We start from the raw sequence: 24,901 nt of genomic DNA, 5'->3' as shown, positions 1-24,901 counted from the left end.
TTCACAATCGCGCCGTAAAGCCACCCGAATCCCCGTCTATTCCTTCAGAATTCGGAGATGTCAGGGGCTGGACCATGCCGATCGAAGTCATCGCAATTCTTATGGCGCTTGTGCCGCTGTCCGTGGCGTTCATGGATGTCTGGGACGATCCCAAGGACGACCCGCGCGCGCAGGCCGCAGCCCGTCCGGCGACCGGGACCACCCCCGGCATTCAGCGTCGTGCCGTTGACACCGCGGGCCACGCCCTCGGCTGCCGGTTGTCGGGCAAGGCCCCCGATGCCGCCCCGCGCCTGCGGCGTCCCATCGGTCCGACCCTGACCCTGAAAACCTATCCGCTGCCCGCGCCCGACGCGGTGACCGGCTGGGAATGGTACGATCTGGCGAAATACGCCACCGACTTCGGCCCGACCGACTTTGACGCGCTGCTGGTGGTCACACGCAGCAAGACCGCGCTGCTGGACTCGACCCGCCACGACCTTCCGCAGGACTGGGTGTCTTTCGGCGAAGCGGCCTGAGCTTACGCGCGCTGTGTCACCCAGACCCCGAAGGCCATGATCGCGATCCCCGCCGCGCGGGCCAGCGTCAGCGGCGACACCCGCGCCCCGAACAACCCGTAGTGGTCAATGGCGGCGGCCGAGATCAACTGCCCGATCAGAACAAAGAACACCGCGTTCCCGACCCCGAATTTCGGCGCGACGATGGTCACCGACAGCACGTAGAACGCCACGAACAGCCCGCCCAGCCACAGGTGTTTCGGGGTCGCCGGCAGCTTGGCCAGCGCTTGTGGTCCGGTCACCAGCAAGATCGCCACCGTCACAGTGAACGCCACAAGAAACAGCACCGATGCCGCCGCGACCGGCGCCCCAAGGCGCACGCCCAGGGCGGCATTCAGCGCGGCCAGGATCGGGATGCCCAGACCTGCCAACAACATGGTAAACGCGTAAACCGGCATGCCTGCCTCCCTCTCAGGGTTTGAAAAACGTGGCGCTGGCCTGCGCCACCGCCTTGCCCGAAGGCAGATCCAGCAGCCGCGCCTCGGCAAAGACAATCGCCTTGCCGGCGCGGATCACCGTGGCCTCGCAGCGCAGCCGTGCGCCGCTTGCGGGCCGCAGGAACCGGGTGTCCAGCGTGGTTGTCGCCACGGGCACGAACGCGCCGAAATGCCCGGCGCAGGCAAAGACCATCGCGGTGTCCGCCAGCGCCGCCAGCGCCTGGCCCGACGCGATTCCGCCCGACCGCCGGATCGCATCGCTGATCGGCATCGACATCACCACGCCCTCTGGCCCGATCTCCTCGATCGTCAGGTCCAGCGCCCGCACCCAGTCCGCGAAATAGTCCCGCAGCCAGCCCTCTGCCGCCTCGCGCATCGCCGATCCCTCCCGTTTTCCCGGCCGAGAGTGGCCCCGTTGCGCCGCCCTGTCCACCACCAATGCGGCGCCCGTTGCACAGGCCCGCGCGCGGTGTCAGACTGCGGCGCAAACGGGCAGGCCGACAAACGGCAGGGAAGGAGCATATCATGACGCGCATATGGATCGGGGCACTCGCCGGGCTGACGCTGGTGGCGGCCTGCATGGAAACCACGATGCCGGACCACAGCGACGGCCACGCGCTTTACGCGCAATATTGCGCCTCGTGCCACGGCGACAGCGGCACCGGTGACGGGCCTTACGCCCGCAACATGGCCAAGCCGCCGAAGAACCTGACGCTGATCCAGGTCCGGCACGGCAACACCTTCCCCCGCGCCAAGGTCATGTCGATCGTCGATGGCTATACCCGGCTGGACGATGACCGCCCCGGGATGCCCGAATTCGGCACCCTGCTGGAAGGAGAGCTTGTGCCCTTCGACAGCGGTGACGGGGTGCAGACGCCGACCCCGTGGAAGCTGGTCGCGCTGGTCGAATACCTGGAATCGATCCAGAAAACGCGCTGACGCTGCCCCGAAACGCAACGCCCCGGCGCATCGGCCGGGGCTTTCGGGTCTCGCGCGGGGCGGGGGCGCTTACCAGCGCCGTTTCTTGCCATGCTCCAGCAGGTGGAAATCATGCGGGTCGTGCATCAGTTCGGCGCGCTCCGCCTCGGTGAAATCGCGATAGGCGACGGCGACGTACAGCCCGCGCAGCACCGCCAGCACCAGCACCGCAGCCAGCGCAAGCAGATAGTTGGTATAGGCCCCCAGTCCGGCCTCGGTCAGAACGGCGGACAGCTGGGCGTGGAGGGAAAGAAAATCCTGTATCATGGGCGCGGTCTACCTGGGCATTTGGGCAAGGGTTTGACAAAATCCGGGGGTCTTGAGGGCAGGGGTCAGTCGATTTTGGACCCGTCCGGGGTCATCCCGATGGAGCGCTGCCAGGCGCGCCATTGAGGATCGAAGTCTTTCCAGCCGAGTTCCTTTCTTGGCCAATGCGCGGGCCAGTCGGGGTGATCGGGCGTGGCCCTGCCGGGCAGGGTGACAGAGGCATCGCCGAATAGGTCCGGAACATGCGCCTCGATTTGTGGTATGGCGGTAAAGTCAACAAACCTGAGGGCAGCGCCGCGCAGCAAGGCTGCCCTCAGGTTTGTTGCGGGATCGAACTCCGCGCCCCCGAGGTCTGCCCCCTGCAACTCCGCGCCCCCGAGGTTTGCCCCCTGCAACTCCGCTTTTTCAAACCGCGCTTTTTCGAAATTCAAATGCTGCAGGTCAAACCCTTGCAGGTTGGCGCTGCGCAGGTCGATTTCGATCCGGGTCACATCCACATCCGGGATGTCGCGCAACCGTCCCAGCGTCTGCGCCGCCTTTTCCATGTCGGACCGCGCAGGTTCGAGGGCCGCGGCCCACGCTCTTGGTGCGTCAACATCGGCCCCCTCCGGCACCGCCTTCGCCGGAAACTCCCGCGACAGTTCGCGGACATAAACGCTCAGCATCCGGGCAACCGCCGGGGCCTCTTTGGGTTCTTCGTTGGCCAGCCGTTCCAGCCGGTCGATGGCGGCGGTGCGGCGGATCACGTCGTCTTGCCACCGGGTGATCCATTCGACCTTGCCCGCGCGCCGGACCTTTTCCGACACCTGTCGCATCGCGTGCAGATCGGCCGCCGCGACGTTGATCTTGTCGTTCAGCAGCGACTCGCGGGCGGTGTCGTTGGCCTCCCGTGTCAGGCGCACACGGTTCAGCGTGATCGGCAGCGCCACCACCGCGCCCATGACCGTGGTCAGCGCCGCCAGTTGCGCCAGCTTGAAGCGGAACTCCCACAGGGCGCCGCTATCGTCACGTCCGGGCACGGTATCCAGGGTCACGTCCCACACCAGAACGTACAGCCCGGCCAGCAGCACCAGCGCGATCCCGGCCCATAGCACGAAGATCAGGAAAAAGACAAACAGCGGCAGATCGTCCAGCCGCACCTGCGCGCGCAGGCGTTCGATCCAGGATCGGCGTGCAGCCTTCGGGGCCGGCATGGCGACGGCGTTGATCGCCCCGAACACCAATGCCAGTGCCAGCAGCAGTCCCACCGCCTTGGCGGCGAAGGTCACCACCGCGGGCGATACCGGCAGGGTCAGGTGCAGCACCGTGGTGGCGTCCATCGGACGATCCTTTCAGCCTCTCTGCCCCCCATGCTAGGCGCGGCTTGGCGTCAGGGCAAGCGGTGCATGACGATGCGCATGGGATGTGCATGGGTTGTGCATCGGTTGTGCATCGCGAATTGTCGCGCTTTTCAGCACTGCCGCGCCTTGCACCCGACCGGCACAGCGCATAGGTTCCGCCCAAATTTGCAGGCCGGTCCCGGCCCACTCACGCCCAAAGGAGCCCCCCATGGACGCCAATGCCCTCGGCCAGTTCATTCCGCTGATCCTGATCTTCGCGATCATGTACCTGCTGCTGATCCGTCCCCAGCAGAAGAAGATGAAAGAGCACCAGAAAATGGTCTCGGCCCTGCGCCGCGGCGACCAGGTGGTGACCCAGGGCGGAATGATCGGGAAGGTCGTGAAAGTCCGTGAAAACAACGAGGTAGAGGTCGAGATTGCCGAGGGCGTGAAGGTCCGCGTGGTGCAGTCCACGATCTCTCAGGTTCTGTCCAAGACCGAGCCGGCCGCCGACGCCTGATCCCGCACGAAAGGCCGCACCATGCTGCAGATCGACACCTGGAAACGCGTCCTGATCTGGGCGCTTGTGGTGGCGGGGCTGACCTTTGCCCTGCCGAACGTGTTCTATAACCGGGTGGAGCAGCACAATGATGCGGTCGCCGCCATCAAGAAATCGGGCAGTACCCCCGACCGCGAAGCGCAAGCCGCGCTGTGGCCATCCTATTTGCCCGCAACGCTGGTGAACCTCGGCCTCGACCTGCGCGGCGGCGCCCACCTGCTGGCAGAGGTGCGGGTGCAGGAGGTCTATGCCTCGCGGCTCGAAGCGCTGTGGCCCGATATCCGCGACGTGCTGCGGCCGGAACGGGAAACGGTCGGCACGATCCGCCTGCAACCCTTTGACGGCGAAACCCTGCGGGTGCGCATCGGCAACCCCGACGGCATGGATCGCGCCATGCAACTGGTGCGCGGACTGGCGCAGCCTGTGGTGTCGCTGACCGCCGCCGGGACCACCGATCTTGTCGTGTCCGGGCAAGGCGAGATCCTCAGCGTGACCCTGTCAGACGCCGAGAAACAGGCGCTGGACGACCGCACGGTGCAGCAGTCGCTGGAAATCATCCGCCGCCGCATCGACGAGGTCGGCACGCGTGAACCGACGATCCAGCAGCAGGGCGCCGACCGGATCCTGATCCAGGTGCCGGGGCTTGGCTCTGCGCAGGAACTGAAGGACATCATCGGCACCACCGCGCAACTGACCTTCCAGCCGGTTGTCAGCCGCACCACCAACGCCAATGCCGAACACGGCGCGGGCGAAGAGGTGCTGCCGTCGCTGGATGAGTCCGGCACCTTCTATGTCCTGGAAAGCGTGCCGGTTGTGACCGGCGAAGACCTGATCGACGCGCAGCCCAGCTTTGACCAGAACGGCCGCCCGGCGGTGACCTTCCGGTTCAATCCCGCCGGTGCGCGCCGCTTTGGCGACTATACTGCGGAAAACATCGGCAGCCCGTTTGCCATCGTGCTGGACAACGAGGTGATCAGCGCGCCGGTGATCCAGTCGCATATCGCCGGCGGATCAGGCATCATCACCGGCAACTTCACCATCGAGGAATCGACCAACTTGGCCGTGCTGCTGCGCGCGGGCGCGCTTCCTGCAGGGCTGGATTTCCTGGAAGAACGCACCATCGGCCCGGAACTTGGGCAAGACAGCATCGACGCGGGCAAGATCGCGACAATGGTGGCCTTCGTCGGTGTGCTGGTCTTCATGGTGGCCAGCTACGGGTTGTTCGGCATCTTCGCCAACATCGCGCTGATCTTGAACATCGCGCTGCTGATCGGGGTGCTTTCGGCCATCGGCGGCACGCTGACCCTGCCGGGCATAGCCGGCATCGTGCTGACCGTCGGCATGGCGGTCGACGCCAACGTGCTGGTGTTCGAACGCATCCGCGAGGAACTGAAATCGGCCCGCGGCCCGGCCCGGGCGATCGAGCTTGGCTATGAACGCGCGCTGTCGGCGATCATCGATGCCAATATCACCACTTTCATCACCGCCGTGATCCTGTTCGTGATGGGGTCCGGCCCGGTGCGTGGCTTTGCCATCACCCTTGGGCTGGGCATCATCACCTCGGTTTTCACAGCGATTTACCTGACCCGGCTCTTGATTGTCATCTGGTTCGAGCGCCGCCGTCCCAAGACGATCGAGGTCTGATCCCATGCGGCTGAAACTTGTCAAAGACAACCTGAACCTCGACTATTTCAAGCGCTGGAAACTGTGGCTTGGGCTGTCTGGTGCGATGATGGTGCTGGCTTTCGTATCGTTCCTGGTACAGGGCCTGAACTATGGCATCGACTTTCGCGGCGGCACCACGATCCGGACCGAAAGCACACAACCGGTGGACGTGGGCACCTATCGCGAGGTGTTGCAACCGCTGGGGCTGGGCGATGTCGTGATTTCGGAAGTGTTCGATCCGAATTTCCGCGCCGATCAGAACGTGGTGATGATCCGGATCGGGGCGCAGGACGGGCAGGAAAGCATCGAGAACGAAGACCTTGCCCGGGTCGAGGCAACGCTGGGTGCCACGGTCGGGCAGGGCGTGACGATGGTGCTGGCCGGGCGTGATGCGTCGGATGCACGGATTCAGCCGATCCTGTCCGCGGCCGGCGTTGCCCCGCAGGTGACAGAAGTCGGGGATGCGGTGGTGCTGGAATTCAGCCAGCCGCTGTCGGCCGATGCCAACCTGGCGCTGGTCGATGCCCTGAAACAAGGGCTGAGCCTTGAAACCATCCAGGTCACCTATGACGGGTTCAAGATCGTGTCGGTGGAATCGGTGGGCCCGAAAGTGTCGGGCGAGCTGATCATGACCGCGATCTATTCCGTGGTTGCGGCCATCGGTGCCGTGCTGATCTACATCTGGCTGCGGTTCGAATGGCAGTTCGCTCTGGGGGCAGTTCTGGCCCTTGTGCATGACGTGCTGCTGACGATCGGCATCTTCTCGGAGCTGCAACTGAAATTCGACCTGGCGATCATCGCGGCCTTGCTGACCATCGTTGGTTATTCGCTGAACGATACCGTGGTCGTGTTCGACCGGGTCCGAGAAAACCTGCGCAAGTACAAGCAGATGCCGCTGGACGAGGTGCTGAACCTGTCGATCAACGAGACCATGAGCCGGACCCTGATGACATCCGGTACAACGCTGCTGGCGCTGATCGCGCTGCTGGTGCTGGGCGGCGACGTGATCCGGGGGTTCGTCTTTGCCATGACCTGGGGCGTGATCGTGGGCACCTATTCGTCGATCTTCGTGGCTTCGGCGATCCTGCTGTGGCTGGGGGTCAAGCGCGACTGGTCCAAGACCCAAAAGCCGACCGGCAACCAATACGCCGATGTGGATGCCTGACGCCCTGTCGGCCCAGGTCGGCCCCGACGGGCTGATCTGGCTGGCGGGCGTGGCGTTTCTGGCTTCGCTGGTGCGGGGGTTTGCCGGCTTTGGCACCGGGCTGATCTTCATGCCGCTGGCGGCGCAGGTGCTGCCGCCGATCTGGGCAATTGCCGCGATTTCCGTTCTGGATGTACTGGGCCCGGCGCCGTTGGTGCGTGGGGCGCTGAAGGCGGCGCATCGTGGCGACCTGTTGCGGATGCTGGCGGGGCTGGCGGTGATGCTGCCGGTCGGGCTTTGGGCGCTTGACCATGTCTCGGGCGCGCAGTTCCGGATTGCGACCAGCGCGCTGGCGCTCGCGATGTTGGTGGTGCTGGCGCTGGGGCTGAAATACCGCGGGCGGGTGCGCAAACCGGCTGTGTTCGGCATCGGGGCCGCGTCGGGGTTTCTGGGCGGGGTGGCCGGGTTGCCGGGGCCGCCGGTGATCTTGTTCTACATCGCCCGGCCGCTGCCGGCCGCCGTGATCCGCGCGAACACGCTGCTGTTCCTGCTGGGCTATGACCTGCTGATCTGGGTCTACCTTGTGGCGATGGGCCGGTTCGAAACCGGCGCGCTGTATCTAGGGCTGGGGCTGGCGATGCCGGCGGTGCTGGGCAACGCGCTTGGGGCGCGGCTGTTTCGCCTGGGGCATGACAGACTTTATCGCTGGATTGCCCTGGTGGTGATCGCGGCATCGGCCTTGTCCGGGCTGGGGGTGCTGGGATGATTGTGCCCTATCGGCAACAGGCCAGGGGCCTGACGCAAAGGGACGCATTTGCACCATCTGATTTACATCTTATCTTCCGCGGCGGAAGGACGTGCCGATGCAAATGAACGAAATGAGTTTCGACAAGGCCTTGCCCGTGGATGGCTACGGGCCCGGTTTCTTCCGTGTCGGCGGCAAGGCCGTCTCCGGGCCGATGTGTATCAGCGGCGGTCGCAGCCGCGGATGGGGCGGCTATGATGATGTCGACACGTTGCTGGGGCTGGCCGGATCGGTCGATGTGCTGTTCGTCGGCACCGGCGGCGAAACCGCCCATATTCCTCCTGCCTTGCGCGCCACTCTGGAAGGCGCGGGTCTGGGTGTCGAGGTGATGAATTCCCCCGCCGCGTGCCGCACCTATAACGTCTTGCTGTCCGAAGGCCGCCGCGTGGCGCTGGCGGTTCTGCCGGTCTGAGATTTCGGATCGGCCGGGCCGATCCGAACCGGGCGCGCGTGCCGCGCGCCTTGGGGGTTTCACCCCCAAGCCCCCAAGGTACTTGTGAAACCAAAGACAGGGCAGGGCGCGCAGGGTCGCGGCGTTTTGCGGCTTTTTTGTCGGGCACCCTTGGGGTAAGCCCATGTTCATGACGATGATGGTTTCCGATCTTTCCGTGGCCCGTGGTGGCGTTCCGGTTCTGGAAGGCGTGGGTTTCACGCTGGCACCGGGCCGGGCGCTGGTGCTGCGCGGGCCCAATGGCGTGGGCAAGACAACCTTGCTGCGCACTGTTGCTGGGTTGCAGCCGGCGCTGGCGGGCACCATCACCGGCGGCGGCGAGGCGATTGCCTATGCCGGCCATTCCGACGGGCTGAAATCGATGCTGAGCGTTGCCGAGAACCTGAGCTTCTGGGCGCGGGTGTTCGACCGGGACCAGATCGACCCTGCGATTGCGGCCTTCAACCTGGAGATGCTGCGCGACCGTCTGGCGGGCAACCTGTCCGCCGGGCAGAAGCGGCGGCTGGGGCTGGCGCGGTTGATGGTGACCGGGCGCCCGATCTGGGTGCTGGATGAACCCACCGTGTCGCTGGATGTCGACTCGGTCCGGATGTTTGCCGAGGCGGTGCGGACGCATCTGGCGGCGGGCGGGTCGGCGCTGATGGCGACCCATATTGATCTTGGGCTGGACGATGCCGATGTGCTGGACGTGACCCCCTTCAAGGCCGTGCCCCGGGCGACGCTGCAGGACGAGGCCTTTTTGTGATTGCATTGCTGATGAGAGACTTGCGCCTTGCGGTGCGCGCGGGCGGCGGGTTCGGCCTTGGGCTGGCGTTTTTCCTGATCGTGACGGTCATGGTGCCGTTTGGCATTGGACCCGACAGTGCGCTGCTGGCGCGCGTCGCGTCGGGCGTTCTTTGGATCGGGGCGCTGCTGGCCTGTCTGCTGTCGCTGGACCGGATCTTTGCCCTGGACTGGGAGGACGGCTCGCTTGACCTCCTGGCAACCGCGCCGCTGCCGATGGAAGGCATCGTGACGATCAAGGCGCTGGCGCATTGGCTGACGACGGGCCTGCCGCTGGTGCTGGCCGCCCCCGCGCTGGGGGTGCTGCTGAACCTGCCGCTGCCGGGGTATCAATGGGTTCTGATCTCGCTTGCGCTGGGGACGCCGGCGCTGTCGGTGATCGGCACCTTTGGTGCGGCGCTGACCGTCGGGCTGAAGCGCGGCGGATTGCTGTTGTCGCTGCTGGTGCTGCCGCTTTACGTGCCGACCCTGATCTTCGGGGCCGAGGTGGCGCGGCGCGGGGTCGACGGGCTGGCCGTGCAGACCCCGCTTCTGATGCTGGCCGGGATCAGTTTCGGCGCAATCGCGCTGTTGCCGTTTGCGTCGGCCGCCGTCTTGCGGATCAACCTGCGCTAGGGGCCGGATCGGGCGATACGATCAGGTCCTCGATCAGGAGCGACAAGAGCGCCCCCCGGCCCGAGACACCCGCCTTGCGGTAAATCCCGTTCAGGTGCGATTTCACCGTGCCCTCGGCGCTGCCGCGCAACTCGGCGATTTCGGGGATCGAGAACCCCTTGATGGTGAAATTGGCCACGTCCTGTTCGCTGGGGGTCAGGCCCCAGCGCTGAAAATGATCCTCGATGATGTCCTGGAAGGCGCCGGCGGCCAGGCTGACTTGCCGTTCGAGGTGGGCCTTGCGCCGCAACAGCGCCATCAGCAGACGGCCTTCGATCACGATGGCCAGGATCAGCGACAACGTCGCCACCAGTTCGAAATGGAAATGGATCGAGGTGACGGCGGGCATCCCCAGTTCCTGCCCGTCGCTGAGCGCGTCCAGCAGGAAATACGCCGCGCAAAGGATCTGCGCGGCGATCAGAAGGATGATCAGCCAGGGTTGGTTCTTTGCTGTCATGCGTCGGTACTGTGGCCTTCGGGAATGCGTTTCACCCCGGTGACCATGGCGCGGGGCAGGTTGATGCCGGTGCGGCGGCTTTCCCAGATCACTGCCACGACATGCAGCACGACCGAGATTTCCGCCCATGTGACCAGAACTTCGTGCGTTTTCTCGACCCAGTCAACGCCCCAGAAGGTGTTGGTGGTCATCATCCAGCCGGTCAGGCAGATGCCCGCGATGGTCGCGATCAGGTTATAGATCATCAGCGCGCCAAGCGGCGTGTGGCCCAGGTGGATGCGGTGCCGACCGGTGGCAATGTCGGTGATCTGTTGCAGGACACCCGACATGGACGGCAGGAAATCGGAAAACCGGGCGTGGCGGCTTCCGATCAGCCCCCAGATCATCCGCAGCCCGACCAGCGCGGCGATGGTGTAGCCAATGTATTCGTGCGGGGTCTTTTCCGGGTTGGTATACAGGGCATTGGCGGCGAACAACCCGACCAGGGCCCAGTGAAAGACCCGTACAAACGGATCCCAGATACGATGTTCGGTCATGGGGAAATCCTTGTCAGAAGGAAGGCGGGGCCGGGGGTTTCCCGGCCCGGCGGGGATCAGTCGGCGGTCTTGGTGCGCACGATCTTCAGGTCGTTGTCCAGGTACAGCTCGATCCGCGCGCCGTCCTTCAGGGCGTAGACTTCGATCATGCCGTCTTCCATGTCGATCTTGCGGACTTCGTAGCCCTGGGTGGTCAGGGTGGTGCGGATCTGGTCTTCGCGGGCCTTGTCCATCCCGTGGCCCGACGCCAGGGCAGAGGTGGCGGTCAGGGCAAGCGCTACGGTCAGAATGCGGATCATGTGGGTCGTCCTTTCAAAGGTGGGCGGCGGGAGTGCCGCGTTTCGGTAAGGACGATCTGGGGCAGGATTTCGGGGTTTGAAATCGGTCAAAGGTTGGTTTCTGGCCGCCTGCAACTTTGGTTCAGGACTGTATTTCAGGGGTTTAGGGCGGGTTTCCGTGTTTCCCCCCGTGCCAAAAGAAAAGGCCCGCCAACCTGGCGGGCCTTTCGGAAATCGGGTCTGAACGGGGCTTAGTGCAGCAGGCGGCCCATCGCGGCGGCGACATCGGCCATCCGTGACGAGAAGCCCCATTCGTTGTCGTACCATGCCAGCACGCGCACCAGGCGGGTGCCCATGACCTTGGTCTGGTCGGGGGCGAAGATCGACGACTGGGTGGTGTGGTTGAAGTCGACCGACACCTTGGGTTCCGGATCGTAGCCCAGCACGGCGCCCATGTGACCGGCTGCCGCTTCGGCGACGACCTCGTTCACGTCGGCGACGGTCACGTCTTTCTTGGCGACAAAGGTCAGGTCCACGGCAGAGACATTCGGTGTCGGCACGCGGATGGCCGAGCCGTCAAGCTTGCCCTTGAGGCCCGGAAGCACTTCGCCCAGGGCCTTGGCGGCCCCGGTCGAGGTCGGGATCATCGACATCGCCGCGGCGCGGGCGCGGTACAGGTCCTTGTGGCGGCGGTCCAACGTCGGCTGGTCGCCGGTATAGCTGTGGATCGTGGTCATGATGCCCGACTCGATGCCGATGGCTTCGTCCAGCACCTTGGCCAGCGGGGCCAGGCAGTTGGTGGTGCACGACCCGTTGGAAATCATCGTGTCGCCCTTGACCAGGTCGCGGTGGTTGACGCCGTAGACGATGGTTTTCTGCACGTTCTTGGCCGGGGCCGAGATCAGGACCGACTTTGCGCCGCGTTCGATATGCGCCTTGGCTTTCTCACCGTCGTTGAAGTTGCCGGTGCATTCCAGAACCACGTCGCAGCCCGACCAGTCCAGTTCCTTCATGTCGTAGGTCGACATCACCTGCATCGGGCCACGGCCCAGATCCATCGTGGTGCCGTCAACCTTGATGTTGCCGGGGAAGCGGCCGTGCACGCTGTCATAGCGCAGCAGGTGCGCCGCCGTTTCGATCGGGCCGGTCGCGTTGACCTTGACCACCTGGATGTCGTTGCGTGCGCTTTCGGCGATATGCGACAGCGTGCAGCGGCCAATGCGGCCAAATCCGTTGATCCCGACGGTGACGGTCATCCTGTAATCTCCTGCGTGTGTATGCCTGCGCGGGGTATAGGCACGGTTTGTGACACGAAAAAGGAAAATATGGATATTTGACAATATGTTAGCGATAAATTCGGGCGGTTGCGCTAACGCGCGTTGCGGGTTTGCGATAACATGCGAAGCCTTGCAGGAATGCGGGAATCACCCGGATGCACGGTTGCGCTGCGCACGCGTGCGGGTAGGCTGGAGCAAACGCAGTAAGGAGTTTCGCGCATGAGCGGTTTGCTGGCATTGCTGGATGACGTGGCGGGCATCGCCAAAGTGGCGGCGGCCTCGGTAGATGACGTGGCCACCGGGGCGGTGCAGGCCAGTGCCAAGGCCGCCGGCGCGGTGATCGACGATGCGGCGGTGACGCCGAAATACGTGCACGGGTTCGAAGCAAGGCGCGAACTGCCGATCATCTGGCGCATCGCGCGCGGATCGATCTTCAACAAGTTGGTGATCCTGCTGCCGGTGGCCCTGGCGCTGTCGGCCTTCCTGCCGCAGGCGATATATCCGCTGCTGATGCTGGGCGGGGCGTACCTGTGTTTCGAAGGCGCGGAAAAGGTTGTGCACGCGTTTTCCGGTCAGGGGCCGCATGACGCCGGGCCGGATGGCAGCCACGACATCGGTGACCCGGTGCATCTTGAGGAACAGAAGGTGCAGGGCGCGGTGAAAACCGATTTCATCCTGTCCGCGGAAATCATGACGATCATCCTGTCCGGCATTCCCGAAGGCGGCGGATTCTGGATGGAAGCGGCGACACTGGCGGCGGCGGGGCTGTTGATCACGTTTGTGGTCTATGGCTCGGTCGCGCTGATCGTGAAGATGGACGATATCGGTCTGTGGCTGGCACAGGTCGGACGGCTTGGCCTGACCCGGTCGCTGGGGCGCGGGATCGTCAAGGGCATGCCGAAACTGATGTGGCTCCTGACCGTGGTGGGCACAGCGGCAATGATCTGGGTCGGCGGGTCGATCATCGTTCACGGGCTTGGCGAACTGGGCTGGCACGGGCCCGAGCATTTCATCCACGACAACGCCGTGGCCGTGGCGGGCATGGTGTCCGAACGTTATCACGGCGCTGCCGAATGGATCGCCACCGCCACGATGGACGGCGTTTTGGGGCTGGCGTTGGGGGTCATCCTGATCCCCGTCGGCACCAAACTGATCGCGCCGGCCTGGCGGGCTGTCTTTGGTGGCAAGAAAGCCGCCGGTCACTGACGTTCAGTCGTCCAGCAACCGGTCCAGCGCCGCGTTCAAACCGTCAAGATGGGCCCCCAACCGTTCCGCGACGCGGCGTTCATAGCTCTGCGCCAGGGGCAGGATCCGGGCCACCAGCGCCTGACCCTCGGAGGTCAGCGACAGGCTCAGCAAGCGGCGGTCGGTGCTGTGGGCCTGCTTGCGCAGGTAGCCTGCCGACTCCAGCCGCGACGCCGCGCGGCTGACCTTGGATTTCTCCATGTTCACCCGCGCCTCGATATCGCGGACCGACACATCGCCGGCGTGGTGCAGGTGGACCAGCACGCGCCATTCGGGCACCGAGATGCCGAAATCACGCCGGTAAAGCGCCGCCAATCCCGCCGACAGCCGGTCAGAGGCCACCGCCATGCGGTAGGGCAGAAAGCTCGTCAGGTCGAAGTCACGCTGGTCCATCGGCGGGTCCCGGCTGATTTGTTGCATCTTCAATGAATATCTTGACACCGTTGCATATGCAACGAATACTCTCGCGCGACGGCGGTCCCGCACCGCCAGAAGGGGAGAGAACCGCGATGAACACCCAAGCGAGGCCGACTCGCATGATCCAGGCGCCCTCGTTGCCGGGGCCGCACGAAGGCTACATGCCGGGGTTTGCAAACGATTTCGAAACCGAGGCGCTGCCGGGCGCGCTGCCGCAGGGCATGAACAGCCCGCAGAAGTGCAACTATGGCCTTTACGGCGAACAACTGTCGGGCACGGCGTTCACCGCCAACCCGCCAGAGCGCACCTGGACCTATCGCATCCGCCCGTCGGTCAAGCATTCCGCGCGCTATACCAAGATCGAGCTGCCGTATTGGAAATCGGCCCCGAACGTGGACCCGGACGTGATTTCGCTGGGCCAATACCGCTGGGACCCGATCGCCGCCGAAGGCGCGGCACTGACCTGGCTGACGGGCATGCGCACCATGACCACGGCGGGGGATGTGAACACGCAGGTCGGCATGGCCAGCCATATCTACCTGGTGACCGAATCCATGGTCGACAGCTATTTCTTCAGTGCCGACAGCGAGTTGCTGGTCGTTCCCCAGGAAGGGCGGCTGCGGTTCTGCACCGAACTCGGGATCATCGACCTGGAGCCGAAGGAAATCGCGATCCTGCCGCGCGGGCTGGTCTACCGGGTCGAGGTGCTCGACGGGCCCTGCCGGGGCTTCGTCTGCGAGAACTACGGTCAGAAGTTCGAACTGCCCGGCCGCGGCCCGATCGGCGCCAACGCCATGGCCAACCCGCGCGACTTCAAGGCGCCGGTGGCGGCCTACGAGGACCGCGAGGTGCCCTCGACCCTGACGATCAAGTGGTGCGGCCAGTTCCACGAAACCAGGATCGGGCAAAGCCCGCTGGACGTGGTCGCGTGGCATGGCAACTACGCCCCCTACAAGTATGATTTGCGGACCTATTGTCCGGTTGGCGCAATCCTGTTCGACCACCCGGACCCGTCGATCTTTACGGTGCTGACCGCGCCCTCGGGTGTGCCGGGCACGGCCAATATCGACTTCGTCCTGTTCCGCGAACGCTGGATGGTGGCGGAAAACACCTTCCGCCCGCCGTGGTATCACAAGAACATCATGTCGGAGCTGATGGGCAACATCTATGGCCAATACGATGCCAAGCCACAGGGCTTCGTGCCCGGCGGCATGAGCCTGCACAACATGATGCTGCCGCACGGGCCGGACAGGATCGCCTTTGAAGGCGCGTCGAATGCCGATCTGGGGGCTGAGAAGCTGGACAACACCATGTCCTTCATGTTCGAAACCCGCTTTCCGCAGCACCTGACGGAGTTCGCCGCCCGAGAAGCGCCGTTGCAGGACGACTATATCGATTGCTGGGAAGACCTTGAGAAGAAGTTCGACGGGACCCCGGGTACGAAGTGAGCGATGTCAGATCGGCTGTGCCGATCCGATCCGCCAGGGGGCGTTGCCCCCCGGACCCCCCAGGATATTTCTAGCAAGATGATGTGCAGTCGATCGCAGGCCCCGGCCTGGGTCATCTGGGACTGCGGCAGAAAAGAGGAATGCATACATGCCATTGATGCGAAGCTGGATTGAAAGCGCCAATGCCCCGGAGACCGATTTCCCGTTGAACAATCTGCCTTATGGCGTGTTTTCCGTGGGCGACGCCGATTTGCGCTGTGGCGTGGCCATCGGGAACCGCATCGTTGACGTCACCGGGCTGGAGGAGGCGGGCATCCTGCGGGCCGATCCGGAGGCGGACGTGCTGGATGCGCCGTTCTGGAACGATTTCATGGAACTGGGACCCGAGGCCTGGGCCAGCTATCGTGCCCGTCTGCAGGCGCTTCTGGGCGCGGACGTGTCCGAAGAAATTCAGGACCGGTTGATCACCTATACCCTGCCGCAAAGCCGCGCGACGCTGCACCTGCCGTTCCGGGTCAGTGAATATACCGATTTCTACGCCAGCAAGAACCACGCCACCAATGTCGGAACGATGTTTCGCGGGCCTGAAAACGCGTTGCCGCCGAACTGGCTGTCGATCCCGATCGGGTATAACGGCCGGGCGTCGTCGGTTGTCGTTTCGGGCACGCCGGTGCGGCGCCCCTGGGGGCAGTTGAAGGGGCCTAATGACGCGTTGCCCCGGTTTGCCCCTTGCGCGCGCTTCGACCTGGAACTGGAGATGGGCGCGGTGGTCGGCGTGCCGTCCGAGGGGCCTGTCACGGTGGCCGAGGCGGACGAGATGATCTTTGGCTACGTGCTTCTGAACGACTGGTCGGCGCGCGATATCCAGGCCTGGGAATACCAGCCGCTGGGGCCGTTCCAGGCCAAGGCCACGGCGACCTCGATCAGCCCGTGGATCGTGCCGCGGGCGGCGTTGGAGCCGTTCCGGGTGGCCACACCCGAACGGGAACGGCCGTTGCTGGCGTATCTGACGGAACCGGGGCCAATGTTGTACGATATCGCGCTGGAGGTCGGGCTGGCGCCGGCGGGCGCGGCCGAAACCGTGATCGCGCGCACGAACTATCGCGAGATGTATTATTCCTCGGCCCAGCAACTTGCGCATCACACCACCAGTGGCTGCCCGATGCGCGCGGGTGATCTGTTGGGATCGGGCACGATTTCCGGCCCGGGCCGGGACAGCCGCGGCGCGTTGCTGGAACTGAGCTGGGGCGGAAAGGAGCCGGTGACGCTGGACACCGGCGAGCGCCGCAGTTTCCTGGAGGACGGCGATACGCTGACCTTGCGCGGGGCGGCTTTCGGCGATGGCTACCGCGTCGGCTTCGGGGCGTGTTCCGGCACGGTGCTGCCGGCCTTGGCCGACCCGTACAAGCGTGACGGGGAATAAGCCCATGAGGGCCTTCGTTCTTGCCATGTGTATCGCCGCCGCCCCGGTCTCGTCCGCGATGGCGCAATCGGTCGAAGACCTGGCGCGCAGCTATGCTCAGATGCCCGAGGTGCGGCAGATGATGAGCGAGATGTTTTCGCCCGGCAGCATGGCAGCGCAGTTCAAATCCGGCCTTCCTGCGGGGTTTCCGATCACGGATGCGCAATTGGCCTCGGTCGGTCAGGTGCTGTCAAACGAGATGATGGAGCTGAGGCCGCGACTGGAAGACATCATGCAACGCCGCAGCGCCGAGATGTTCAGCGCGCCGGAACTGAAGGCGCTGATCGCATTCTACCAATCGCCTGAAGGCGCGTCGGTGATGGCCAAGATGGCGCCGTTCATGCAACTGGCAATGGCCGACCTGGGCCCGGAACTGCAGGCGATGCAGGCACGAATGATGCCACGGATCCAGGAGATCATGAGTGGCGAGTAATCTGCACAACCGTGCGGCAAGTGAATAGAAAAAGGGACTCAACGATGAGCAAGGCTTTCGCGTCTGCGGGCGATATGGAAGAGAAGAAGACCAGCTTCACGCAGGTGGGCGAGGGGCTATATGCCTTTACCGCCGAGGGCGATCCCAACACCGGCGTGATCATCGGCGATGACAGTGTCATGATCGTGGAGGCGCAGGCCACCCCGCGGCTGGCCCGCAAGGTGATCGAACACGTGCGCGCGGTGACCGACAAACCGATCAGTCATCTTGTGCTGACCCACTATCACGCCGTGCGTGTGCTGGGGGCCAGCGCCTATGGCGCGCGGGAAATCATCATGTCCGACACTGCGCGGGCGATGGTGGCAGAGCGCGGGCAAGAGGACTGGGACAGCGAATTCGACCGCTTCCCGCGCCTGTTTCAGGGGCACGAGGAAATCCCCGGGCTGACCTGGCCGACCACAACGTTTTCAGACTCGATCACGGTCTATCTTGGCAACCGCAAGGTCGAGATCATGCATCTTGGCCGTGCCCACACCGCGGGCGACGCGGTCATCTGGGTGCCCGATGCCGAGGTCATGTTTACCGGCGATATCGTTGAATACCATTCGGCCTGCTATTGCGGTGATGGCCATTTCGGCGATTGGGAAGACACGTTGATGAACATCGCCGCCTTCGAGCCCAAGGCGATCGCGCCGGGCCGGGGCGATGCGCTGGTCGGAGAAGAGATGGTGGCCAAGGCCATCGCCGCGACCGCCGATTTCGTCAACTCGACCTACAAGCCCATCGCCAAGGTCGTGGCGCGGGGCGGCAGTCTGAAAGAGGCGTGGGATGCCTGCAGGGCCGAATGCGACCCGAAATTCAGCGACTACGCGATCTACGAACATTGTCTGCCGTTCAACGTGGCCCGCGCCTATGACGAAGCGCGCGGCATCGACACGCCGCGCGTTTGGACCGCGCAACGGGACAAGGACATGTGGGCGGCGTTGCAGGGATGATCCACCTCGCCATTCCTGCGCTCGTGCTGGGCACGGTGGCGTTCATCGCGTGGACGGTGGCAAGCATTGTCATCCTACGTGATCTGCGCCGCCGCGCGGTATCTGCCAGTGGGCAGGCCTTTCCGGGGCCTTCCGCGCAGATCGGGGCGCTGGCACAGTGGTGGCGGGACGGATCGGCCCGCGGCTCGCGCCGGGCCTGGGCCGGGCTGACGGTGGTGGTCTTGGCGCTGTCGGCGCTGTTCTGGACATTTGGTATCGGGAGGTAATGGAATGCCCTACGACTACAAACCTTTTGCGTATGTCGCCCCGCCGGGGCTGAGCGGTCACGAGCCGCGCCACCCGGTCATCATCGTGGGGGCCGGCCCGATCGGCGTCGCCGCGGCGCTGGAACTGGCGAATTACCAGATCCCGTCGGTCATCGTCGATGACAACAACGTGGTGTCGGTGGGCAGCCGGGCGATCTGCTGGTCAAAACGCGCGCTCGAAGTGCTGGACCGTGTCGGCGTGGGGGAAGCCTGCGTCGAAAAAGGCGTGACCTGGAAGGTGGGCCGGACCCATCACCGCGATGAAGAGGTGTTCAACTTCGATCTGCTGCCGGAGGAAGGCCACAAGATGCCTGCCTTTGTGAACCTGCAACAGTATTACGTCGAAGAATACCTGGTGCAGAAGGCGCTGGACAATCCGCTGATCGACCTTCGGTTCAAGAATCGCGTGGTGGGGGTGACCCAGACCTCGGACGCCGTGCACCTGATGATCGAAACGCCCGACGGCGTCTATTCGCTGGATTGCGATTACCTTCTGGCGTGCGACGGGGCGAAAAGCCCGGTGCGCACCATGATGGGGCTGGATTTCGACGGCGTGCTGTTCGAAGAGCGGTTCCTGATCGCCGATATCGAGATGCAGGCGGATTATCCGTCGGAACGCAAGTTCTGGTTTGAACCCACGTTCCACCCCGGCCAATCGGCGCTGCTGCACAAACAACCCGACAACATCTATCGTATCGACCTGCAACTGGGCTGGGACGCCGACCCCGAGGAAGAGCGGAAACCGGAAAAGATCATTCCCCGGATCGAAAAGGTGGTCGGCCACAGCGATTTCACGCTGGACTGGACGTCGATCTATACCTTCCAGTGCCGCCGGCTGGGAAAATTCGTGCATGACCGCGTGATCTTCGTGGGTGACAGCGCGCATGTGGTGTCGCCCTTCGGTGCGCGCGGCGGCAACGGCGGATTGCAGGACGTGGATGCCTTGGGCTGGCGTCTGGCCGCGGTGATCGACGGGCGCGCGCCTGCGGCGATCCTGGATCGCTACGATGCAGAACGGACCTATGGCGCGGATGAGAATATTCTGAATTCCAGCCGCTCGACCCGGTTCATGTCGCCGGAAAGCGGCGCGGAACGCTGGTTCCGCGATGCGACTCTGGCGCTGGCGGGCAAGGCGGAATTTGCCCGGCCGATGGTCAATTCGGGCCGGTTGTCGGTGCCCTGCGTCTATCCGCTGGACGCGGCACCGGACGACGCGCAGTTGCCGAAAGGGGCCCGGCCCGGATCGGTGGCGCCCGATGCGCCGGCAGGCAACGGATGGTTGCTGTCGCAACTGGGCGGGCGGATGGTGCTGCTGGCCCTGGGGTGTGATGCGCCACAGATCGACGGGGTCGACGTGCTGGCCCTCGACCTGACGCCGGACCTGCGCGCGCGCTATCTGGGCGATGCTGAACAGGCGGTTTACCTGATCCGGCCCGATCAGATTGTCGCCGGGCGCTGGCTGGCACCTGCTGCCGAAAAGATCGCGATGTTGGTCAAGGATATCTGGGAGGGCAAGGCATGAGCCTGATCACCACGCCGAACATGGCCGATCACGACGCCGCCTATGCGCGGCTGATTGCGGCGCACAAGGGGTTGTCAGAGACCCAAAGCGCCGCGCTGAACGCGCGGCTGATCCTGGTGCTGATGAATCATGTGGGCGATCTGTCCGTTCTGGAAGAGGCGATTGCCCTGGCCGAATCCGCCGGCGCTTAGGACCCGGTAGATCCTGCGTGCCCCGGATCAGCTCCGGGGCCCGCGATGCCCGCCGGTTCAGGAGCGTGCGATATACCGGTCGCGGCGGTGGTTGATCGTCAGGATCATGTTCAGGATGACCGCCCCCATCAGTGACCAGATTACCTGTTCGATCGAGAAATAGAGCAGAGCCATGGTAAAGATCGCGGCGTCGACCGCCAGTTGGATCTGGCCCGCACGCCAGCCGCGCGTGTCCTGCAACCACAACGCCACGATCCCGAACCCGCCCAACGTTGCCCCGTGCCGGAACAGCGACAGCAGTCCCATCCCGGCGAGAATGCCAAAGACCGTCGCACCGATGGCCGGATGTACCGGATCCAGATGCACGACCAGCGGAATGGAATCGGCCAGCACCGCCATCAACCCGGCGGCGGACAGGCTCTTGATCGTGAAGCGCAGGCCCAGAGTACTGAGCGCCAGCACATAAAACGGCAGGTTCATCACGAAAAAGACCGCACCAAAGCTGAGCCCGGTGGGCTTGCTGGCGATCAACGCCAGACCGGCGACCTGACCGGTGATCAGGTCCGAGGCGCGCAGGAACTGAATCCCCAGCGCCACAAGGACAGCACCGATGACGATGGCGTGAAGGTCTTCGGCAGGGCTGTGCCGATCGGGGGGCGGGGTCTGAAGGATCTGCATAGGTCAGCAATTGTGCCCTAATTTGGGAAAGTCAACGATCGCCTTTGCATGGCGGCCCTGCGGCCACGCGTCTGCCCGAAATTTGATCCCCCGCGGGCGCTCGGGTCTGCCTTTGGGGACAATTCCCGGGCCGGTGGCCGTTCGTTGCCGGTACCGGCGCCGGTCAAAAAGCCTGCTTGCACCCACCCGCGCACAGCGCCATGCTGTCGGGCGGAGAGAGACGGGCGGTTGAAAAACATGGGGGTGTGCCCCACCTTTATCTCTTATCATCGGAGACAGCCGGGGTTGCCGCCGCGCGGGGCCAGAGCTGTCTTGCCAATAACAAGGATACGAGCATGCAAGAGCCTCTGAACTCCTCTTACCCCGTGCTGCCGCTGCGCGACATCGTTGTGTTCCCGCACATGATCGTGCCGCTGTTTGTCGGCCGCGACAAATCTGTACGCGCGCTGGAAGAGGTGATGGCCGACGACAAGCAGATTCTGCTGGCCAGCCAGATCGACCCGGCCGATGACGACCCGGATTCGGACGGCATTTTTGAAACCGGTGTGCTGGCGAATGTGCTTCAGCTTCTGAAATTGCCCGACGGAACCGTCAAGGTGCTGGTCGAAGGTCAGGCGCGTGTGCGCATCACCGAATACCTGCCGAACGACACGTTCTTCGAAGCGCGTGCCGAATACCTGACCGAGTTCCCCGGCGATGCTTCGACCATCCAGGCGCTGATCGGCACCGTCGGCGAAGAATTCGAACGCTATGCCAAGGTCAAGAAGAACATCCCCGAAGAGGCGCTGAGCGCCGTCAGCGATACCACGGAACCGGCAAAGCTGGCCGATCTGGTTGCTGGCCACCTGGGTGTGGAACTGCAACAAAAGCAGGAACTGCTGGAAACGCTCTCGGTCAGCGAACGGCTGGAGATGGTCTATGGCCTGATGCAGGGCGAGATGAGCGTTCTGCAGGTCGAAAAGAAGATCAAGACCCGCGTCAAATCCCAGATGGAGCGCACCCAGCGCGAATACTATCTGAATGAGCAGATGAAGGCCATTCAGAAGGAACTGGGCGACGGCGAGGAAAGCAACGAGATCGCCGAGCTGGAAGAGCGGATCGGCGCAACCAAGCTGTCCAAGGAGGCCCGTGAAAAGGCGGATGCGGAGCTGAAGAAGCTGCGCAACATGTCCCCGATGAGCGCCGAGGCGACGGTGGTGCGCAACTACCTTGACTGGATGCTGTCGATCCCGTGGGGCGTGAAAAGCCGGGTGAAGAAGAACCTTGGCAATGCGCAGACGGTTCTGGACGCCGATCACTATGGCCTTGAGAAGGTCAAGGAGCGGATCGTCGAATACCTGGCGGTGCAGCAACGGTCGCAAAAGCTGAAGGGCCCGATTCTGTGCCTTGTCGGCCCGCCGGGCGTGGGCAAGACCAGCCTTGGCAAGTCGATGGCAAAGGCCACCGGGCGTGAATTCATCCGCATCAGCCTTGGCGGCGTGCGCGATGAATCGGAAATCCGTGGACACCGCCGGACCTACATCGGCTCGATGCCGGGCAAGATCATCCAGTCGCTGAAGAAGGCGAAGACGACGAACCCGCTGATCCTTCTCGATGAGATCGACAAGATGGGGCAGGATTTCCGTGGCGACCCGGCCTCGGCCATGCTCGAAGTGCTGGACCCGGAACAGAACGGGACTTTCGTCGATCACTACATGGAGGTCGAATACGACCTGTCGAACGTCATGTTCGTGACCACCTCGAACAGCTATAACATGCCCGGCCCGCTTCTGGACCGGATGGAGATCATTCCCCTTGCCGGTTACACCGAGGAAGAAAAGGAAGAGATCGCCAAACGCCACCTGATCGCCAAGCAGATCAAGAACCACGGCCTGCGCAAGGGCGAGTTCGAGGTGACCGATGGCGCGCTGACCGACGTGATCCGCTACTATACCCGCGAGGCCGGGGTGCGGAACCTGGAGCGCGAATTGGCAAAGCTGGCCCGCAAGGCGGTGACCAAGATCGTCAAGGGTGAAACCGACAAGGTCGTGGTCGACGCGGACAACCTCGATCAGTTCCTCGGGGTGCGCAAGCACCGCTATGGCCTTGCCGAGGAAGAGCACCAGGTGGGGGTCGTGACCGGGCTGGCCTATACCAGCGTCGGCGGAGACCTTCTGCAGATCGAAGCGCTGCGCCTGCCGGGCAAGGGCCGGATGAAGACCACCGGCAAGCTGGGCGACGTGATGAAGGAATCGATCGACGCGGCCAGCAGCTATGTCCGGTCGATTGCACCTCAGATCGGGGTGAAGCCGCCGAAGTTCGACAAGTGGGACATCCACGTGCACGTGCCCGATGGCGCAACGCCCAAGGATGGCCCATCGGCCGGTCTTGCCATGGTGACGGCAATCGTGTCGGTTCTGACCGGGATCCCGGTGCGCAAGGACATCGCCATGACGGGCGAGGTCACGCTGCGCGGCAATGCAACGGCGATTGGCGGGCTGAAGGAGAAACTGCTCGCAGCGCTGCGCGGCGGCGTGAAGACCGTGCTGATCCCGCAGGAAAACGAAAAGGACCTGGCGGAACTGCCGGACAACGTGAAGGAAGGGCTGGAAATCATCCCGGTGCGTCACGTGTCCGAAGTGCTGAAGCTGGCCCTGATCGGCACGCCCGAACCCGTCGAATGGGATGAAGAGGCCGAAGAGGCCGCCGCCAAGGCGCTGGCAAAGGGCACCGGTGGCGAAAGCGCGGTGGCGCACTGACCGGGCAGGGTGGGGCATCCCGCCCGGCCACCCTTAGAAATGAAAACGCCGTGTCGCAGGACACGGCGTTTTGCGTTTCAGCCTTCGGCCAGCGCGCTCAGTTCGACACTGCTGCGCCCACGACGATCAGGGTCGACAGCAGCACCAGCGCGGTTGCGCCGATGGAGGGGTTCTGGCTGGCGTCGTCGATCACGGTTTCCATGTCGATGATCGGCTCGACAATCGGGTCTGCCAGGCCGCCGGCAAAGGCGGGGGCGGCAAGCGTGGTGATCGCGGCAGCTGCAAGGATATGACGGATGCTCATGGGTGTTACCTCTTTGGTCTGGGGGGCAGGTTTTGGTCCCGCTTTGGCCCCTTGATGTGCTGGGCGTATTTTGCAACACGCGATTCGCGCTTTCAAGCACCCCAGATGTTCATCGAAACCCGGTGTGATGCGGATTGGTCACGCATTTCGCCCTTTGCGGGGACGGTTTCGCAAGAATTTTATGAAGTACCGGGCAAACAGGCCTCTTGATCCCGCCGAACGGGGGCGGTAAACCCCACGCCAATGGGTGATTAGCTCAGTGGTAGAGCGCTTCGTTCACATCGAAGATGTCAGGAGTTCAAATCTCTTATCACCCACCATTCCCTTTCCTGGCGAACGGCTGATCCACACCACGCTCCGTGGTCGTTGCCCATGTTCGTTGCCCCGTGTGAGCCTGATACCGGCGCCCACTGCGGTTACTGCCGATCCCTTGCAAGCGACATGCGCGTGCACGGCGCAGGGTCAGCACGGCACTGACTTGGAGGAGGGGTGCAGCCTGCAACGGCCTTCCTGAGCCAGACATCGCTTCCTGTGCCCCATGACGGGACGCCCCGCGTGCGGAAGGCTGGCCGCCTGATTGCGTCGGGTGCGATCGCAGGAATCGCGGGGAAGCGCCGTTGTGTCCCGTTCAAACCTTGCACGTTGATGCGTGATTCCCGGTCTTTCGCGGGTTTCGATGCCGGTCTGGCCGAGTCACCGGCCCGGATTGGGAAAGAAAACGGTGAGTCAGGTAGCAAAATTTCGAAAAAATCGGCGATGCTGCGCTCGCAAACGCTGCGATGCGGAAAAATGAGTCGCGCGAGGGCGGTTTGACGGCGCGATTTTGGGCACGAGCGGAGCGGCGTTCAAAGAAAAAGTATTATCTAAGCCTTTGATTTGTTTGATATGCACAGGATTTCCGCAGGTTTGTGACAGAAAAACGAAAAAAAGGGGTTGCGGGTTTTGTTGGGTAACCGTAAAAGCCCCTTCACCGGCGGCGCTGAGGCGCACGACGGGACG

30 protein-coding genes and 1 tRNA gene are annotated in these 24,901 nt (G+C 63.9%); 19 read left to right on the top strand and 12 right to left on the bottom strand.

Translation table 11 applies throughout. The annotated features are described in order from the left end of the window. Positions 1-74: 74 nt before the first annotated feature. Positions 75-515: a hypothetical protein gene (locus VK792_RS07555; protein WP_326296830.1), complete on the top strand. Its 441-nt coding sequence runs from the start codon at positions 75-77 to the stop codon at positions 513-515. Positions 516-517: 2 nt separating this feature from the next. On the opposite strand, the gene VK792_RS07550 is transcribed toward VK792_RS07555, so the two are convergent. Beyond that, positions 518-952: a DMT family transporter gene (locus VK792_RS07550; protein WP_326296829.1), complete on the bottom strand. Its 435-nt coding sequence runs from the start codon at positions 950-952 to the stop codon at positions 518-520. A 13-nt stretch (positions 953-965) separates the two neighbouring features. After that, positions 966-1,367 (bottom strand): PaaI family thioesterase, encoded by a 402-nt coding sequence (locus VK792_RS07545; protein ID WP_326296827.1) that lies wholly within the window; start codon positions 1,365-1,367, stop codon positions 966-968. Between the two features lie 149 nt (positions 1,368-1,516). Here VK792_RS07545 and VK792_RS07540 point away from each other — a divergent pair, with 149 nt between their 5' ends. Further along, positions 1,517-1,930: a c-type cytochrome gene (locus VK792_RS07540; protein WP_326296825.1), complete on the top strand. Its 414-nt coding sequence runs from the start codon at positions 1,517-1,519 to the stop codon at positions 1,928-1,930. Between the two features lie 69 nt (positions 1,931-1,999). Here the strand turns inward: VK792_RS07540 and VK792_RS07535 are convergent, their stop codons facing one another. Continuing rightward, on the bottom strand, positions 2,000-2,236 hold the full coding sequence (locus tag VK792_RS07535) for a hypothetical protein (RefSeq protein WP_326296823.1): 237 nt from the start codon (positions 2,234-2,236) through the stop codon (positions 2,000-2,002). 65 nt (positions 2,237-2,301) lie between these two features. Further along, a complete protein-coding gene (locus VK792_RS07530) occupies positions 2,302-3,555 on the bottom strand; it encodes a pentapeptide repeat-containing protein (RefSeq protein ID WP_326296822.1) in 1,254 nt (417 codons plus the stop codon). Positions 3,556-3,784: 229 nt separating this feature from the next. Between VK792_RS07530 and yajC the strand changes: the two genes are divergently transcribed. The 7 genes from yajC (at position 3,785) to ccmB (ending at position 9,577) form a co-directional block, all read left to right on the top strand. Beyond that, positions 3,785-4,075 (top strand): preprotein translocase subunit YajC, encoded by a 291-nt coding sequence (gene yajC, locus VK792_RS07525; RefSeq protein ID WP_326296821.1) that lies wholly within the window; start codon positions 3,785-3,787, stop codon positions 4,073-4,075. A gap of 21 nt (positions 4,076-4,096) precedes the next feature. Then, positions 4,097-5,758 (top strand): protein translocase subunit SecD, encoded by a 1,662-nt coding sequence (gene secD / locus VK792_RS07520; protein ID WP_326296820.1) that lies wholly within the window; start codon positions 4,097-4,099, stop codon positions 5,756-5,758. Positions 5,759-5,762: 4 nt separating this feature from the next. Continuing rightward, complete coding sequence (gene secF / locus VK792_RS07515) at positions 5,763-6,944, top strand: protein translocase subunit SecF (RefSeq protein ID WP_326296819.1); 1,182 nt, start codon at positions 5,763-5,765, stop codon at positions 6,942-6,944. Continuing rightward, positions 6,931-7,689: a sulfite exporter TauE/SafE family protein gene (locus VK792_RS07510; protein WP_326296818.1), complete on the top strand. Its 759-nt coding sequence runs from the start codon at positions 6,931-6,933 to the stop codon at positions 7,687-7,689. Before secF ends, VK792_RS07510 begins: the two co-directional genes overlap by 14 nt. A 97-nt stretch (positions 7,690-7,786) precedes the next feature. Next, positions 7,787-8,140 carry an Mth938-like domain-containing protein gene (locus tag VK792_RS07505; protein ID WP_326296817.1) on the top strand — a complete coding sequence of 118 codons (354 nt, stop codon included), beginning with the start codon at positions 7,787-7,789 and terminating at the stop codon, positions 8,138-8,140. Between the two features lie 169 nt (positions 8,141-8,309). Continuing rightward, positions 8,310-8,924 carry a heme ABC exporter ATP-binding protein CcmA gene (ccmA, locus tag VK792_RS07500; protein WP_326296815.1) on the top strand — a complete coding sequence of 205 codons (615 nt, stop codon included), beginning with the start codon at positions 8,310-8,312 and terminating at the stop codon, positions 8,922-8,924. Beyond that, a complete protein-coding gene (ccmB, locus tag VK792_RS07495) occupies positions 8,921-9,577 on the top strand; it encodes a heme exporter protein CcmB (RefSeq protein ID WP_326296813.1) in 657 nt (218 codons plus the stop codon). Before ccmA ends, ccmB begins: the two co-directional genes overlap by 4 nt. Here ccmB and VK792_RS07490 read toward each other — a convergent pair. The 4 genes from VK792_RS07490 to gap all read right to left on the bottom strand — a co-directional run bounded on the left by VK792_RS07490 (position 9,564) and on the right by gap (position 12,143). Further along, complete coding sequence (locus VK792_RS07490; RefSeq protein ID WP_326296812.1) at positions 9,564-10,073, bottom strand: helix-turn-helix transcriptional regulator; 510 nt, start codon at positions 10,071-10,073, stop codon at positions 9,564-9,566. The two genes, ccmB and VK792_RS07490, sit on opposite strands and share 14 nt — an antisense overlap. Continuing rightward, positions 10,070-10,609, bottom strand: coding sequence for a cytochrome b/b6 domain-containing protein (locus VK792_RS07485; RefSeq protein ID WP_326296811.1), 540 nt, complete (start codon positions 10,607-10,609; stop codon positions 10,070-10,072). The genes VK792_RS07490 and VK792_RS07485 overlap by 4 nt, the downstream gene beginning before the upstream one ends. 56 nt (positions 10,610-10,665) lie before the next feature. Next, positions 10,666-10,908 (bottom strand): PepSY domain-containing protein, encoded by a 243-nt coding sequence (locus VK792_RS07480; RefSeq protein ID WP_326296810.1) that lies wholly within the window; start codon positions 10,906-10,908, stop codon positions 10,666-10,668. Between the two features lie 230 nt (positions 10,909-11,138). Beyond that, positions 11,139-12,143: a type I glyceraldehyde-3-phosphate dehydrogenase gene (gene gap, locus VK792_RS07475; RefSeq protein WP_326296808.1), complete on the bottom strand. Its 1,005-nt coding sequence runs from the start codon at positions 12,141-12,143 to the stop codon at positions 11,139-11,141. Positions 12,144-12,383: 240 nt separating this feature from the next. Here gap and VK792_RS07470 point away from each other — a divergent pair, with 240 nt between their 5' ends. Next, positions 12,384-13,370, top strand: coding sequence for a DUF808 domain-containing protein (locus VK792_RS07470; RefSeq protein ID WP_326296806.1), 987 nt, complete (start codon positions 12,384-12,386; stop codon positions 13,368-13,370). A gap of 3 nt (positions 13,371-13,373) precedes the next feature. Here the strand turns inward: VK792_RS07470 and VK792_RS07465 are convergent, their stop codons facing one another. Continuing rightward, a complete protein-coding gene (locus VK792_RS07465) occupies positions 13,374-13,829 on the bottom strand; it encodes a MarR family winged helix-turn-helix transcriptional regulator (protein ID WP_326296805.1) in 456 nt (151 codons plus the stop codon). A gap of 89 nt (positions 13,830-13,918) precedes the next feature. Here VK792_RS07465 and hmgA point away from each other — a divergent pair, with 89 nt between their 5' ends. From hmgA to VK792_RS07430, 7 genes are all read left to right on the top strand, one after another. Next, positions 13,919-15,274 (top strand): homogentisate 1,2-dioxygenase, encoded by a 1,356-nt coding sequence (gene hmgA / locus VK792_RS07460; RefSeq protein WP_435404835.1) that lies wholly within the window; start codon positions 13,919-13,921, stop codon positions 15,272-15,274. Positions 15,275-15,422: 148 nt separating this feature from the next. Beyond that, entirely contained in the window at positions 15,423-16,697 is a 1,275-nt protein-coding gene (gene fahA / locus VK792_RS07455) for a fumarylacetoacetase (protein ID WP_326296803.1), read from the top strand. 4 nt (positions 16,698-16,701) lie between these two features. Then, a complete protein-coding gene (locus tag VK792_RS07450) occupies positions 16,702-17,169 on the top strand; it encodes a DUF2059 domain-containing protein (protein ID WP_326296801.1) in 468 nt (155 codons plus the stop codon). A 44-nt stretch (positions 17,170-17,213) separates the two neighbouring features. After that, on the top strand, positions 17,214-18,164 hold the full coding sequence (locus tag VK792_RS07445; protein WP_326296800.1) for an MBL fold metallo-hydrolase: 951 nt from the start codon (positions 17,214-17,216) through the stop codon (positions 18,162-18,164). Continuing rightward, complete coding sequence (locus tag VK792_RS07440) at positions 18,161-18,430, top strand: hypothetical protein (RefSeq protein ID WP_326296799.1); 270 nt, start codon at positions 18,161-18,163, stop codon at positions 18,428-18,430. The genes VK792_RS07445 and VK792_RS07440 overlap by 4 nt, the downstream gene beginning before the upstream one ends. 4 nt (positions 18,431-18,434) lie before the next feature. After that, a complete protein-coding gene (locus VK792_RS07435) occupies positions 18,435-19,991 on the top strand; it encodes an FAD-dependent oxidoreductase (RefSeq protein ID WP_326296797.1) in 1,557 nt (518 codons plus the stop codon). Continuing rightward, positions 19,988-20,182, top strand: coding sequence for a DUF2783 domain-containing protein (locus VK792_RS07430; protein WP_326296795.1), 195 nt, complete (start codon positions 19,988-19,990; stop codon positions 20,180-20,182). Before VK792_RS07435 ends, VK792_RS07430 begins: the two co-directional genes overlap by 4 nt. Before the next feature lie 57 nt (positions 20,183-20,239). Here VK792_RS07430 and VK792_RS07425 read toward each other — a convergent pair whose 3' ends face one another. Continuing rightward, on the bottom strand, positions 20,240-20,860 hold the full coding sequence (locus VK792_RS07425; RefSeq protein WP_326296794.1) for a YitT family protein: 621 nt from the start codon (positions 20,858-20,860) through the stop codon (positions 20,240-20,242). 335 nt (positions 20,861-21,195) lie between these two features. On the opposite strand from VK792_RS07425, the gene lon reads away from it, so the two are divergent. Beyond that, on the top strand, positions 21,196-23,598 hold the full coding sequence (gene lon, locus VK792_RS07420) for an endopeptidase La (RefSeq protein ID WP_326296792.1): 2,403 nt from the start codon (positions 21,196-21,198) through the stop codon (positions 23,596-23,598). Between the two features lie 97 nt (positions 23,599-23,695). Here the strand turns inward: lon and VK792_RS07415 are convergent, their stop codons facing one another. After that, positions 23,696-23,902 (bottom strand): hypothetical protein, encoded by a 207-nt coding sequence (locus VK792_RS07415; RefSeq protein WP_326296791.1) that lies wholly within the window; start codon positions 23,900-23,902, stop codon positions 23,696-23,698. A gap of 245 nt (positions 23,903-24,147) precedes the next feature. Here VK792_RS07415 and VK792_RS07410 point away from each other — a divergent pair. Continuing rightward, positions 24,148-24,222: transfer RNA gene (locus VK792_RS07410), tRNA-Val, on the top strand. Positions 24,223-24,628: 406 nt separating this feature from the next. On the opposite strand, the gene VK792_RS07405 is transcribed toward VK792_RS07410, so the two are convergent. After that, positions 24,629-24,901: hypothetical protein (locus VK792_RS07405; RefSeq protein ID WP_326296789.1), on the bottom strand; the 273-nt coding region annotated here is incomplete at its 5' end.

The sequence above is a fragment of the Mesobacterium hydrothermale genome, from assembly GCF_035818635.1.
Taxonomy (GTDB): Bacteria; Pseudomonadota; Alphaproteobacteria; order Rhodobacterales; family Rhodobacteraceae; genus Mesobacterium_A; species Mesobacterium_A hydrothermale.
The sequence above is the reverse complement of the archived record's forward strand: the minus strand, read 5'-3'. Positions and strand labels throughout refer to the sequence as shown.

Bases quoted from the DNA above. Each gene is read 5' to 3' on its own strand.
- VK792_RS07450 (WP_326296801.1), top strand. From the start codon at position 16,702: ATGAGGGCCTTCGTTCTTGCCATGTGTATCGCCGCCGCCCCGGTCTCG.
- VK792_RS07535 (WP_326296823.1), bottom strand. From the start codon at position 2,236: ATGATACAGGATTTTCTTTCCCTCCACGCCCAGCTGTCCGCCGTTCTG.
- secD (WP_326296820.1), top strand. From the start codon at position 4,097: ATGCTGCAGATCGACACCTGGAAACGCGTCCTGATCTGGGCGCTTGTG.
- gap (WP_326296808.1), bottom strand. From the start codon at position 12,143: ATGACCGTCACCGTCGGGATCAACGGATTTGGCCGCATTGGCCGCTGC.
- VK792_RS07510 (WP_326296818.1), top strand. From the start codon at position 6,931: ATGTGGATGCCTGACGCCCTGTCGGCCCAGGTCGGCCCCGACGGGCTG.
- VK792_RS07445 (WP_326296800.1), top strand. From the start codon at position 17,214: ATGAGCAAGGCTTTCGCGTCTGCGGGCGATATGGAAGAGAAGAAGACC.
- fahA (WP_326296803.1), top strand. From the start codon at position 15,423: ATGCCATTGATGCGAAGCTGGATTGAAAGCGCCAATGCCCCGGAGACC.
- VK792_RS07540 (WP_326296825.1), top strand. From the start codon at position 1,517: ATGACGCGCATATGGATCGGGGCACTCGCCGGGCTGACGCTGGTGGCG.
- VK792_RS07485 (WP_326296811.1), bottom strand. From the start codon at position 10,609: ATGACCGAACATCGTATCTGGGATCCGTTTGTACGGGTCTTTCACTGG.
- VK792_RS07425 (WP_326296794.1), bottom strand. From the start codon at position 20,860: ATGCAGATCCTTCAGACCCCGCCCCCCGATCGGCACAGCCCTGCCGAA.
- VK792_RS07545 (WP_326296827.1), bottom strand. From the start codon at position 1,367: ATGCGCGAGGCGGCAGAGGGCTGGCTGCGGGACTATTTCGCGGACTGG.
- VK792_RS07435 (WP_326296797.1), top strand. From the start codon at position 18,435: ATGCCCTACGACTACAAACCTTTTGCGTATGTCGCCCCGCCGGGGCTG.
- lon (WP_326296792.1), top strand. From the start codon at position 21,196: ATGCAAGAGCCTCTGAACTCCTCTTACCCCGTGCTGCCGCTGCGCGAC.
- VK792_RS07490 (WP_326296812.1), bottom strand. From the start codon at position 10,073: ATGACAGCAAAGAACCAACCCTGGCTGATCATCCTTCTGATCGCCGCG.
- VK792_RS07555 (WP_326296830.1), top strand. From the start codon at position 75: ATGCCGATCGAAGTCATCGCAATTCTTATGGCGCTTGTGCCGCTGTCC.
- secF (WP_326296819.1), top strand. From the start codon at position 5,763: ATGCGGCTGAAACTTGTCAAAGACAACCTGAACCTCGACTATTTCAAG.
- VK792_RS07470 (WP_326296806.1), top strand. From the start codon at position 12,384: ATGAGCGGTTTGCTGGCATTGCTGGATGACGTGGCGGGCATCGCCAAA.
- VK792_RS07430 (WP_326296795.1), top strand. From the start codon at position 19,988: ATGAGCCTGATCACCACGCCGAACATGGCCGATCACGACGCCGCCTAT.
- VK792_RS07480 (WP_326296810.1), bottom strand. From the start codon at position 10,908: ATGATCCGCATTCTGACCGTAGCGCTTGCCCTGACCGCCACCTCTGCC.
- VK792_RS07415 (WP_326296791.1), bottom strand. From the start codon at position 23,902: ATGAGCATCCGTCATATCCTTGCAGCTGCCGCGATCACCACGCTTGCC.
- VK792_RS07440 (WP_326296799.1), top strand. From the start codon at position 18,161: ATGATCCACCTCGCCATTCCTGCGCTCGTGCTGGGCACGGTGGCGTTC.
- VK792_RS07530 (WP_326296822.1), bottom strand. From the start codon at position 3,555: ATGGACGCCACCACGGTGCTGCACCTGACCCTGCCGGTATCGCCCGCG.
- ccmA (WP_326296815.1), top strand. From the start codon at position 8,310: ATGACGATGATGGTTTCCGATCTTTCCGTGGCCCGTGGTGGCGTTCCG.
- hmgA (WP_435404835.1), top strand. From the start codon at position 13,919: ATGAACACCCAAGCGAGGCCGACTCGCATGATCCAGGCGCCCTCGTTG.
- VK792_RS07465 (WP_326296805.1), bottom strand. From the start codon at position 13,829: ATGCAACAAATCAGCCGGGACCCGCCGATGGACCAGCGTGACTTCGAC.
- VK792_RS07505 (WP_326296817.1), top strand. From the start codon at position 7,787: ATGCAAATGAACGAAATGAGTTTCGACAAGGCCTTGCCCGTGGATGGC.
- VK792_RS07550 (WP_326296829.1), bottom strand. From the start codon at position 952: ATGCCGGTTTACGCGTTTACCATGTTGTTGGCAGGTCTGGGCATCCCG.
- yajC (WP_326296821.1), top strand. From the start codon at position 3,785: ATGGACGCCAATGCCCTCGGCCAGTTCATTCCGCTGATCCTGATCTTC.